The organism is Proteus sp. CA142267, from assembly GCF_003336825.1.
Taxonomy (GTDB): Bacteria; Pseudomonadota; Gammaproteobacteria; order Enterobacterales; family Enterobacteriaceae; genus Proteus; species Proteus terrae.
The window spans coordinates 348,901-360,182 of record NZ_QPMG01000001.1 but is presented as its reverse complement, the minus strand read 5'-3'; the positions used below and the strand labels follow the sequence as shown (position 1 = coordinate 360,182).

General features: G+C 37.5%; 11 protein-coding genes. 7 read left to right on the top strand and 4 right to left on the bottom strand.

The window, feature by feature from the left end; genetic code table 11:
• Positions 1 to 172: 172 nt before the first annotated feature.
• The 5 genes from betI to C0T34_RS01680 all read left to right on the top strand — a co-directional run bounded on the left by betI (position 173) and on the right by C0T34_RS01680 (position 6,874).
• Positions 173 to 775, top strand: coding sequence for a transcriptional regulator BetI (gene betI, locus C0T34_RS01700; protein ID WP_098942586.1), 603 nt, complete (start codon positions 173 to 175; stop codon positions 773 to 775).
• 24 nt (positions 776 to 799) lie between these two features.
• The gene (betB, locus tag C0T34_RS01695) at positions 800 to 2,275 is read left to right on the top strand and encodes a betaine-aldehyde dehydrogenase (protein ID WP_109849600.1); all 1,476 of its coding nucleotides are present in this window, start codon (positions 800 to 802) and stop codon (positions 2,273 to 2,275) included.
• Positions 2,276 to 2,312: 37 nt separating this feature from the next.
• On the top strand, positions 2,313 to 3,992 hold the full coding sequence (gene betA, locus C0T34_RS01690) for a choline dehydrogenase (protein ID WP_109849599.1): 1,680 nt from the start codon (positions 2,313 to 2,315) through the stop codon (positions 3,990 to 3,992).
• 364 nt (positions 3,993 to 4,356) lie between these two features.
• Positions 4,357 to 5,607 carry a cytosine permease gene (gene codB, locus C0T34_RS01685; RefSeq protein WP_109849598.1) on the top strand — a complete coding sequence of 417 codons (1,251 nt, stop codon included), beginning with the start codon at positions 4,357 to 4,359 and terminating at the stop codon, positions 5,605 to 5,607.
• Positions 5,597 to 6,874 (top strand): cytosine deaminase, encoded by a 1,278-nt coding sequence (locus C0T34_RS01680; RefSeq protein ID WP_109849597.1) that lies wholly within the window; start codon positions 5,597 to 5,599, stop codon positions 6,872 to 6,874. Before codB ends, C0T34_RS01680 begins: the two co-directional genes overlap by 11 nt.
• Positions 6,875 to 6,935: 61 nt before the next feature.
• Here the strand turns inward: C0T34_RS01680 and C0T34_RS01675 are convergent, their stop codons facing one another.
• A complete protein-coding gene (locus C0T34_RS01675; RefSeq protein ID WP_109849596.1) occupies positions 6,936 to 7,676 on the bottom strand; it encodes a hypothetical protein in 741 nt (246 codons plus the stop codon).
• A gap of 289 nt (positions 7,677 to 7,965) precedes the next feature.
• On the opposite strand from C0T34_RS01675, the gene C0T34_RS01670 reads away from it, so the two are divergent.
• Together C0T34_RS01670 and C0T34_RS01665 are read left to right on the top strand one after the other, a co-directional pair.
• Entirely contained in the window at positions 7,966 to 8,184 is a 219-nt protein-coding gene (locus C0T34_RS01670; protein ID WP_109849595.1) for a hypothetical protein, read from the top strand.
• A 2-nt stretch (positions 8,185 to 8,186) separates the two neighbouring features.
• Positions 8,187 to 8,531 (top strand): phosphotyrosine protein phosphatase, encoded by a 345-nt coding sequence (locus C0T34_RS01665; protein WP_109849594.1) that lies wholly within the window; start codon positions 8,187 to 8,189, stop codon positions 8,529 to 8,531.
• 100 nt (positions 8,532 to 8,631) lie between these two features.
• On the opposite strand, the gene C0T34_RS01660 is transcribed toward C0T34_RS01665, so the two are convergent.
• The 3 genes from C0T34_RS01660 to C0T34_RS01650 form a co-directional block, all read right to left on the bottom strand.
• Positions 8,632 to 9,099, bottom strand: coding sequence for an HIT family protein (locus C0T34_RS01660; protein WP_098942593.1), 468 nt, complete (start codon positions 9,097 to 9,099; stop codon positions 8,632 to 8,634).
• A 112-nt stretch (positions 9,100 to 9,211) separates the two neighbouring features.
• Positions 9,212 to 10,189 (bottom strand): porphobilinogen synthase, encoded by a 978-nt coding sequence (hemB, locus tag C0T34_RS01655; RefSeq protein WP_072064069.1) that lies wholly within the window; start codon positions 10,187 to 10,189, stop codon positions 9,212 to 9,214.
• A 275-nt stretch (positions 10,190 to 10,464) separates the two neighbouring features.
• Positions 10,465 to 10,827, bottom strand: coding sequence for a hypothetical protein (locus C0T34_RS01650; RefSeq protein ID WP_098942594.1), 363 nt, complete (start codon positions 10,825 to 10,827; stop codon positions 10,465 to 10,467).
• Between the last annotated feature and the right edge of the window lie 455 nt (positions 10,828 to 11,282).

The window sequence follows — 11,282 nt, the reverse complement described above, 5'->3', positions numbered from 1 at the left end:
GTTGCATTCTTTGTTAACTAATTGAATTAGTTGCAAAGATTCAAATTTTCACAATGTCCTCCCATATAGAAATGTAAATTAATTGTGATAAACAATAGTTAATATTGATTGAATGTTCAATTAAAAAAACGTTTAATAAAAGCGTTCAATGTATTTTTTAGGTCTTTAAAACATGCCGAAGATAGGAATGCAGTCGATACGTAAACAGCAATTAATCCAAGCAACGTTAGCAGTGATTAATGAGGTTGGAATGCAAGAGGCGAGCATCGCATTGATAGCTCGAAAAGCCGGTGTTTCTAACGGCATTATTAGTCACTACTTTCGTGATAAAAATGGATTGCTGGAAGCTGCAATGCGCCATATCCAGTATCAATTGGGTTTTGCGGTGGCGATACGTTTAAGGATGTTAAGTGATGCAACAGCTAAACAACGTATTCAAGCTATTGTTGAAGGTAACTTTGATACCTCTCAAACCAGCGAAGCTGCAATGAAAACATGGCTAGCCTTTTGGGCGAGTAGTATGCATCAGCCTAATTTGAATCGTCTACAAAAGGTCAATGATAGAAGGCTTTATTCCAACTTAAGTTACGAGTTTGGGCGCGTTCTTACGAAAGATCAAGCACGTTTAGCTGCGAAAGGTTTAGCCGCATTAATCGATGGTTTATGGCTACGAAGTGCATTAAGTCATGCACCATTTTCTCTTGAAGAGGCCAAAACCATTACTAATGAATATATCGATATGCAACTAACAAATCGGAGTCAAATAAAGACTTAATAAACTAATAATAAAGGAGAAACTATGCCAAACCCGCCGTTACATAAGCTCTATATTCATGGTGGATATGTTGATTGCGCACAACCTGAGTGTGAACAATTTGAAGCGATTAATCCGGCTAATGGTGAAGTGATCGCACATTTACAATCTGCAAGTGAAGAAGATATCAATTGGGCGTTCGAGAGCGCGAAGCAAGGGCAAAAAATTTGGCGTGCGCTGACAGCGATGGAACGCTCTCGAATTTTGCGACGTGCTGTTGATATTTTGCGTGAACGTAATGATGAATTGGCTCATTTAGAAACTTTAGATACAGGCAAACCCTTATCTGAAACACGTTATGTCGATATTGTAACGGGTGCCGATGTTTTAGAGTATTACGCAGGCCTTATTCCCGCACTTGAAGGTGAGCAAATTCCGCTTAGAGAAACCGCTTTTGCTTATACTCGCCGTGAACCTTTGGGAATTGTTGCTGGTATCGGTGCTTGGAATTACCCCATTCAAATAGCGTTGTGGAAATCTGCACCTGCACTTGCCGCAGGTAATGCCATGATCTTTAAACCAAGTGAGATGACTTCATTAACCGCATTAAAACTTGCCGAAATATACACTGAGGCAGGATTGCCAAAGGGCGTTTTTAACGTTGTTACAGGGAAAGCTAATGTGGGGCAATGGTTAACACAGCATCCTGATATCGCGAAGGTTTCTTTTACTGGTGGAATTGAAACGGGTAAAAAGGTGATGGCAAATGCCTCTGCTTCAAGTTTAAAAGAAGTAACCATGGAGCTTGGTGGAAAATCGCCTTTAATTATTTTTGATGATGCAGATTTAGATACCGCCGCTGATATTGCGATGATGGCGAATTTCTATAGTTCAGGCCAAGTTTGCACCAATGGAACGCGCGTATTTGTACCAGAAAAGTTAAAAAAAGCATTTGAAACCAAAATCACTGAGCGTGTCTCCCGTATTCGAATCGGCTCTCCTCTTGAAATGGACACCAATTTTGGTCCTCTGGTCAGTTTTCCTCATCTTGAAAAAGTCTTGAATTATATTGAGTTAGGCAAAACCCAAGGGGCAAGATTACTTTGTGGTGGTCATCGTTTATTAGAAGGCAATTTTGCTCAAGGTGCTTATGTTGCACCGACAGTTTTTACAGATTGCACCGATGATATGAATATCACGCAAGATGAAATCTTCGGTCCTGTGATGAGTATTATTAGTTATCAAACTGAAGATGAAGTGATTTTACGCGCAAATAATAGTGTTTATGGTTTGGCCGCAGGTCTTGTCACCAAAGATCTCACAACAGCTCATCGCGTTATTCACCAATTAGAAGCTGGAATTTGTTGGATTAATACATGGGGCGAGTCTCCAGCAGAAATGCCAGTTGGTGGCTATAAACATTCTGGGGTGGGACGTGAAAACGGGCTTGTTACACTACAGAATTATACTCAAATAAAATCTATTCAAGTTGAACTTGGGGAGTTTTCATCCGTTTTTTAATCCATTTTTTTTAATGACTGAAACAGAGGAGATAACAATGGTCTATGACTACATTATTATCGGTGCTGGTTCAGCCGGTAACGTTCTTGCTACCCGCTTGACAGAAGATCCTGAAGTTACTGTGCTGCTCCTTGAAGCTGGAGGTCTGGACTACAGGTTCGATTTTCGTACACAAATGCCAGCGGCATTAGCTTATCCGTTACAAGGTAGGCGATATAATTGGGCTTATGAAACAGAGCCCGAACCTTATATGAATAACCGACGCATGGAATGTGGTCGAGGAAAAGGGCTTGGTGGTTCATCGCTAATTAATGGCATGTGTTATATCCGTGGTAATGCGATGGACTTTGATAGCTGGGCTAAATTACCAGGGCTTGAAGAGTGGGATTATTTAAGCTGCCTACCTTATTTTCGTAAAGCAGAAACGCGCGATATTGGTGCTGATGATTATCATGGTGATAAAGGCCCCGTGAGTGTGACTACGCCGAAAAAAGACAATAATATCTTATTTCAAGCAATGATTGAGGCGGGTGTACAAGCAGGATATCCAAGAACGATTGACCTTAACGGCTATCAGCAAGAAGGCTTTGGCCCAATGGATAGAACGGTTACACCTAAAGGCCGCCGAGCAAGTACAGCAAGAGGTTATCTTGATCAAGCAAAAGTGCGTAAAAACTTAACGATAGAGACACATGCAACGACTGATGTTATTGAGTTTGAAGGAAAAAAAGCCGTGGGCGTCCGTTATTTTTCAGGGGAAAACACTACGCCTCGTCATGTTAAAGTTAATCGAGAAGTGTTGCTGTGTGCTGGTGCAATTGCTTCACCTCAAATTTTACAACGTTCTGGTATTGGTCCTGAAAAGGTATTAAACGAATTTAATATTTCACCTATACATGTATTACCTGGTGTTGGGGAAAATTTGCAAGATCATTTAGAAATGTATTTACAGTATGAATGTAAAAAACCTGTTTCACTTTATCCTGCTTTAAAATGGTATAACCAACCTAAGATTGGCGCGCAATGGCTATTCAAAGGAATAGGAATAGGTGCAAGTAATCAATTTGAAGCTGGTGGATTCATTCGTTCAAGCGAAAAGTATGCGTGGCCAAACATTCAATTCCACTTTCTACCCGTTGCCATTAACTATAACGGAACCAATGCCGTAGAAATTCATGGCTTTCAAGCACACGTAGGCTCTATGCGCTCGCCGAGCCGAGGACGTGTAAAACTAACATCTATAGATCCTCATCAACATCCAAGTATCTTGTTTAATTACATGTCCACAGAACAGGATTGGGAAGAGTTTCGTTCAGCTATCCGTATTACGCGAGAAATAATGGCACAACCGGCATTAGATGCTTATCGTGGAGAGGAAATTAGCCCAGGGAAACATATTCAAAGTGATGAAGAGCTTGATGCTTTTGTCAGAGAACGTGCTGAAACAGCATTCCATCCTTGCGGCACGTGTAAAATGGGGACAGATGAAATGGCAGTTGTCGATGGGGAAGGTCGAGTACACGGCATAGAAAACTTAAGAGTTATTGATGCATCCATCATGCCACTAATAATCACTGGGAATTTGAATGCGACTACCATTATGATTGCAGAAAAGTTAGCAGATAAGGTGAGAGGAGTTAAATCTTTACCTAAAAGCCAAGCTGACTATTATGTTGCAGGAGATCAACCTGTAAGAAAAACAAATATAAGCCTATAAATTAAGGTAGACAAAAGAGGAATGTAAATTCCTTTTTTGTCTTTTCATTATTATTCCCTCTTTGTGACATTTAGATTATATAAAAATAATTTATATAAAACCTAAATATTCAGGAAAAAATATGATTAATTTTTATCATAAATATTTCTAAATGAAATCCATTAATAAAGAACACTCAAGATAATCAGGTAAATTCAAGCAATACAACGATTTTTCTCCTATTTATGTGATGGGTATCAATTCTTCAAAAGTAAAGCATTCCATTAATTATCGTAAACAGACAACGAAAACGTTTGCATAATATTTTTATGCAGATAGAATTCGTCAGATTTTTTTGGCCTGGTGAAATTAATAGGGGGTTAAAGTGTCTCAGGACAACAATTATAGTCAGGGCCCAGTGCCCATATCCGCAAGAAAGGGTGGATTGGCGTTAACCTTTGTGATGTTGGGATTAACGTTTTTTTCAGCCAGTATGTGGACTGGCGGCGCTCTTGGTACTGGTCTTTCCTTTAATGATTTCTTCCTCGCAGTTCTAATTGGTAATCTTCTTCTTGGTATCTACACCGCATTTCTTGGTTTTATTGGTTCAAAAACAGGTCTTACTACTCATCTCCTCGCGCGTTACTCTTTCGGTATTAAAGGTTCTTGGCTTCCCTCATTTTTACTCGGTGGTACTCAGGTTGGTTGGTTTGGTGTGGGTGTGGCAATGTTTGCCATCCCGGTAGGAAAAGCTACTGGTATTGATATTAATCTCCTTATTGCCGTTTCCGGCATTTTAATGACCATCACTGTATTCTTCGGTATTTCCGCTCTCACTGTTCTCTCTATCATTGCTGTTCCTGCTATCGCAATCCTTGGAAGTTACTCTGTTTATCTTGCTATACATGATATGGGCGGGCTTTCAACGCTAATGAATGTTAAACCAACTCAGCCATTAGATTTTAATTTAGCGCTGGCGATGGTTGTCGGATCGTTTATTAGTGCGGGAACACTTACGGCTGATTTCGTACGCTTCGGACGAAACCCCAAAGTAGCGGTGGTGGTTGCAATTATCGCCTTCTTCTTAGGCAATACATTAATGTTTGTCTTTGGCGCTGCAGGTGCTGCTTCACTAGGAATGGCAGATATTTCGGATGTGATGATTGCGCAAGGATTATTACTTCCAGCTATCGTGGTGCTAGGGTTAAATATTTGGACAACCAATGATAATGCGTTATATGCCTCTGGATTAGGTTTTGCCAATATTACAGGCTTATCAAGTAAAAAGCTTTCAGTGATAAATGGCATTGTCGGTACACTGTGTGCATTATGGCTCTATAATAACTTTGTAGGTTGGTTAACCTTTTTATCTGCTGCAATTCCACCTGTTGGTGGTGTTATTATTGCAGATTATCTGATGAATAAAGCACGCTACAACACCTTTAATATTGCTACAATGCAATCGGTTAACTGGGTAGCGCTACTTGCTGTTGCGATAGGTATTGTTGCAGGGCATTGGTTACCGGGTATTGTACCTGTCAACGCAGTATTAGGTGGTGCAATTAGCTACGCCGTGTTAAATCCAATATTAAATCGTCGTACAGCTCGACAAGCGGAGATAAGTCATGCTGGGTAAGAATATCGAACAAATTAATCATGCTCGTCTAGTTGGAAAAGAAGGTTTGTGGCGCATTACGCTTAAAAACAACAAAATTGAAGCGATAGAGCCACAATCTGAAACTAATTTTCATCCTGAAGCATTAGATGCGCAAGGTGGTTTAGTTCACGCTCCTTTTGTTGAACCTCATATTCATTTAGATACAACACAAACAGCAGGGCAACCGAATTGGAATCAATCGGGAACATTATTTGAAGGCATTGAGCGTTGGGCTGAAAGAAAAGCACTGTTAACTCATGATGATGTTAAACAACGTGCATGGCAAACGCTCCAATGGCAAATTGCTAATGGTATTCAACATGTTAGAACCCATGTGGATGTTTCAGATGCTTCGCTAACAGCATTAAAAGCAATGCTGGAAGTGAAAGAAGAAATTAAACCTTGGGTTGATTTACAAATTGTTGCTTTTCCACAAGAAGGTATTTTGTCTTACCCTAATGGTGAAGCATTATTAGAAGAAGCATTAAAATTAGGTGCTGATGTTGTAGGTGCTATTCCACACTTTGAATTTACGCGTGAATATGGTGTTGAATCACTGCATAAAACCTTTGCGTTAGCACAAAAATATGATCGTTTAATAGATGTTCATTGTGATGAAATTGATGATGAACAATCTCGCTTTGTTGAAACGGTTGCCGCTTTAGCACATAAAGAGAATATGGGCTCACGAGTGACAGCCAGTCATACAACCGCAATGCATTCTTATAATGGCGCTTATACTTCACGTTTATTCCGACTATTAAGAATGTCTGGAATTAACTTTGTGGCGAATCCTTTAGTTAATATTCACTTGCAAGGTCGTTTCGATACCTATCCAAAACGTCGTGGTATTACTCGCGTAAAAGAGATGCTAGAAAGTAATATTAATGTCTGTTTTGGTCATGATGATGTCTTTGATCCTTGGTATCCATTAGGTACAGCAAATATGCTCCAAGTTTTACATATGGGATTGCATGTTTGCCAATTAATGGGCTATGGTCAAATAGATAACGGATTACAGTTAATTAGCCACAACAGCGCAAAAACACTTGCTTTAACGGATTATGGTGTTGATGTAGGAAATAGTGCAAACTTTATTATTCTGCCAGCAGATAACGGATTTGATGCTTTACGTCGTCAAGTACCTGTGCGTTATTCTATTCGTCAAGGTAAAGTTATTGCACAAACAGAGCCGGCAAAAACAGAAATTATGTTAGATAAGCCAACTCGAATTACTTACAAGTAATTTTTAATTTATCTTAATAATGGATCAGTAAATAATAACTGATCCATTATCACCAAATTTTTTATCGCCAAATATAATCCGAAAATGCAAGCATAATCACAGGGGTGGCGATCACATCCGCCACAAGTGTGAGTGGGGTAATGATAATATTATTCGCTAAATTACCCGGTTTAAATGAGCCTCTCTTTTCATAAGTATACAGTTCAACTTTATAATTTTCGTTTAATTTGTCTTTCAATGTTGCAGGAATTTCCATAACATCTTTCTGAAATACGTATCCTTTGATAGGTATTGTTTTTACCCATGAACTGTCATCAGAATTACGTGTTTCTTTAAATCCTAAATTTTTTAATACTTCTGTTTGCTTGTCAGTTAATGTGAATTTTTTACTGATGTAAACATAGTAATTTTCTTTAAATTCAATGACATTATCATTTTTTTGGGTAAGTTCTAATCTAATGATACCTTCAGAATTATCAAATGCTTTCAATGGGATTGTTTTAATGATTTCATTTAATTGCATTAACTCATCAGCACCTTGAGTTAGTATATAAATATAGTTTTCACCTAAGAACCCATACCCAGATCCTGGCAATTGAATAGGTGCTAGGTTTTCATTATTTTGATTATATTTAATTCTGAGATTTTTATACTCAAAAGCACCTACTATATTATCATTTACACTGGCCTTTTTTTTGTATTCTGAATCCACGACAGGATTACTATACCAAATAGCACCTGTTACACATCCAGTTGTACTTAAAATTAATAAGCTTAAAAAGAAGAATGCTATTTTTTTCATTTTTTATTCTCGAGTTAAATTTATTCAATCATAACAGATTAAACTAGTTAGTTATTTAACACCATGGTTGGTGTGTTCATTATTCTCTTTTTATATTAAACATTCAGTATAATATTTTGTTTTTCCGTTTTTAAATAATATAACTTAATTATTAAGGATAATTGCGTATAGAGATAAAGGACATCTTTTATTATTAAGTTTAGAATTTTATTTTTATCATGTATTATACACATTGTTAGACCCTCTCCGTATTACTGCGGCTGCTATTCCTTTAATCTGAGAGGTTTTTATGTCTACACAAAGAGATCGTGGTTGGCGTCAATGTGTTAACCGCAAAAATAAACATCAAGAAATGGGTTGTTCACGAGTGATGTTTAAACCAGAAAAAAAATGGTCTAATTTATATACTCGATCACTTAAAATGACCAGAGCTGCACAACTAGGAATTGAATATCCAAGAGTTTCTCGTAGTCAGCGCCGATTAAATGCGTTATCTGATAGTGAGTAATGATGAATATCTTATTTATTTGCAGTAAAAATCAATGGCGAAGCCCAACCGCAGAACTGTTGTTTGCAAATAGAGAAGGCATTAGTACACTTTCAGCGGGTACGCGTAAAGATGCGCAATGTGTGGTTGATAACGAATTACTTAAATGGACTGATTTAGTGCTAGTCATGGAATCTAAACATTTAAATCGATTATCTGCACATTTTCCTGCGACCATGCGCTATAAAAAAGCACATGTATTGGGAATACCTGATAATTATCGTTTTAACGATCCGGCATTAATTGAACTCCTTGAACAGAAAGTTCAGCCTTATTTACCGATGGAAGCAAAGCTTTCAACTAAATAATGTTTTTAATCTTGATAAAAAAACGCTCAGCTTAAAATAAGACTGGGCGTTTTTTATATCTAAAAATTTTATGTAGGTATAAAAAGAGCAGGTTGGATTTTTAATATTGATTATTTTTTCTGATCAGTGCTGCAAGTTGTGCAAGCTCTTCATCACTTGCTCGCTCAAAATCGTGAGATGAAAGATAACCCGGATATTTATCAAAGAAAATCTTCTGCTTATTTTCAATAGGCGCCCATTTTTTCATATCACCAGTACCATGCATTGGGCTAAGTTTGCTATGAACATGATCAACCCCAAATCCTTCAAAAAACATTCCTGAACGCGAAACATCAGGGAATGTTTTATCTAAGATTTTTGCCACTTTTTTTGTCGCAATCACTAATAACGCTAAGGCTTCATCACTGAGATCAAAGGCATAACTTGGATAGTGTTTTTTAGGAATAACAACCGTAAAGCCTTTGGTATTCGGAAATATAGAAAGAAAAGCAAGGTGGTGTTCGTCTTCCCAAATTTTATGGCAAGGGGCTTTTCCAGCAACGATTTGACAGAAAATGCAGTTATCCATATTAACCTCATAATTAAGTACTCGTTATATACTTCAAGTTGCAGCGTTGTTGGCTGAGCATTATTGCAATTGCCACTTAGCTGCATCTTGAATTATTCAGAGTATAAGGTGGTTAAAGTAGGTTTCTTTCAGCTAAATCCAGTGCGAAATAAGATAGAATTAAATCTGCACCAGCACGCTTAATTGAACCTAAAGTCTCCATTACTACACGATCTTCATCGATTGCACCGGCTAATGCTGCAAATTTAATTTGAGCATATTCACCGCTGATTTGATAAGCCGCTAAAGGTAATAAAGTACGTTCACGCACATCACGAATAATATCTAAATAAGCACCTGCCGGTTTAACCATCAGCATATCAGCGCCTTCTTGCTCATCAATTAATGACTCACGGATCGCTTCACGGCGGTTCATTGGATTCATTTGATAAGTTTTACGATCACCAATTAAGCGAGAGCCAGCTGCATCACGGAAAGGGCCATATAAGGCAGAAGCAAATTTAGTCGAATAAGAAACAATGCCAGTATCGCTAAACCCTGCTTTATCAAGTGCAGCACGAATAGCCGCGACCTGACCGTCCATTGCCGCAGATGGTGCGATAAAATCCGCGCCAGCTTGTGCCGCAGCAACAGCTTGAAGGCCTAAATTATAGATAGTTTCATCATTATCAACATGTTCGCCATGTAAAACACCACAGTGACCATGTGATGTGTATTCACAAAAACAGGTATCAGACATGACAATCATTTCTGGTACTGCATCTTTACAAATACGAGACATGCGAGAAACTAAGCCATCACTTTTCCAAGCATCACTCCCTGTTTCATCAAGGTGATGCGATACCCCAAAAGTCATGACAGTTTTAATGCCTGCTTTTGCAATACGTTCAATTTCATAAGCAAGACGCTTTTCAGGAATACGAACGACACCCGGCATACTTTTAATAGGTTGGTAATCATCAAGCCCTTCTTCTACGAATATAGGTAGAGCGAGATCATTTTTAGTTAACGTTGTTTCTTGAAAGAGCGCACGCAGGTTTTCGGACTGGCGTAGTCTTCTTAAACGCTGGATGGATTGTTCGTTGCTCACAATATCTCCTTTTTATGGCCAGTACTAACAAGTATTTACCGAGGTATTATAAACCTTAATATCGATAGATAGATACTCTATAATTGATACTCGTCATACTTCAAGCCGTAGCTTCATTCGCACTAGCCACACCTCGAATTATTTAGAGTATAGAGAGTTAGTTATAGAGAAAAAAGCGAAAGGGAAGAAGAACAAGTGGTGGAGAGGGGAAATAAAAAAGAGCAGGATGATTTCTACTCTTTAAATTGATTGCTACTCATTCTTTAATGAGAAGATTATTTTTTTTGCTCTTCTAATGCGGCGATCATTTGAATTTTACAAGCGGCAACAATTTGAGTTAGGCCTTCTTGGAATTCTGCGCGAGAGCCAATTTCAGCTTTTGCGTCACGTAAAGAGTTAACAACTTCGATAGTGCCTTCAGTAAATTGCGCTTCAGTTGCTTCTAATTTTGCAAAATCAAATTTCTTTGCATTTAAAGAGGCTACTGCATCTTTAGCAATTTTCTCTGCGGGCTCTTTTGTATCATAAGCTTTAATTGAGATATCTTTAAAAGTATCACAGTAATCATCAGCCATTTTTGTTGGGTTAGCAAAAGCAACAGCAGGTAATAATAGCAGAGATAAGAGAAGTGGTTTCATTTTAGCCTCATGTTTATTTTTAGTACGTACTTATTGAGTGTAACATATAAACAGGAGTGACGATAAATCAGAATAAGTGTAAAAATATAAATAGTTAATATTCTTAATTCAATGAGTTTTAACCCGTATTGTTATAATTGTGTTTAGGGACAATAAGCTAGCATTTTTTGGCTGAATAAAAGTTCACAATTTACAACAACTGAAACAACTAAAAATATAATAATATTAGGATTTATCTTTATTTACATTTCATAAGGTGGTTTTTATTTGTGTTAAAAATAACAAAATGTGTGATTTAAATATAAAAATAAGAATAAAAAAATTAAAATAACCATCTGTTAACATTGGGGTGATTTTAATACATTGTATTTAATAGGTTAATTTCTAATCGTGTTAGTTATGACAAGAAGACTTTTAATACTGCTATTTAATTCAAATAACATTAAAAACATTAA

Coding starts and splice junctions, on each gene's coding strand:
- C0T34_RS01680 (WP_109849597.1), top strand. CDS start 5,597: ATGCTGGGTAAGAATATCGAACAAATTAATCATGCTCGTCTAGTTGGA.
- C0T34_RS01665 (WP_109849594.1), top strand. CDS start 8,187: ATGAATATCTTATTTATTTGCAGTAAAAATCAATGGCGAAGCCCAACC.
- betB (WP_109849600.1), top strand. CDS start 800: ATGCCAAACCCGCCGTTACATAAGCTCTATATTCATGGTGGATATGTT.
- C0T34_RS01650 (WP_098942594.1), bottom strand. CDS start 10,827: ATGAAACCACTTCTCTTATCTCTGCTATTATTACCTGCTGTTGCTTTT.
- C0T34_RS01670 (WP_109849595.1), top strand. CDS start 7,966: ATGTCTACACAAAGAGATCGTGGTTGGCGTCAATGTGTTAACCGCAAA.
- betA (WP_109849599.1), top strand. CDS start 2,313: ATGGTCTATGACTACATTATTATCGGTGCTGGTTCAGCCGGTAACGTT.
- C0T34_RS01675 (WP_109849596.1), bottom strand. CDS start 7,676: ATGAAAAAAATAGCATTCTTCTTTTTAAGCTTATTAATTTTAAGTACA.
- C0T34_RS01660 (WP_098942593.1), bottom strand. CDS start 9,099: ATGGATAACTGCATTTTCTGTCAAATCGTTGCTGGAAAAGCCCCTTGC.
- betI (WP_098942586.1), top strand. CDS start 173: ATGCCGAAGATAGGAATGCAGTCGATACGTAAACAGCAATTAATCCAA.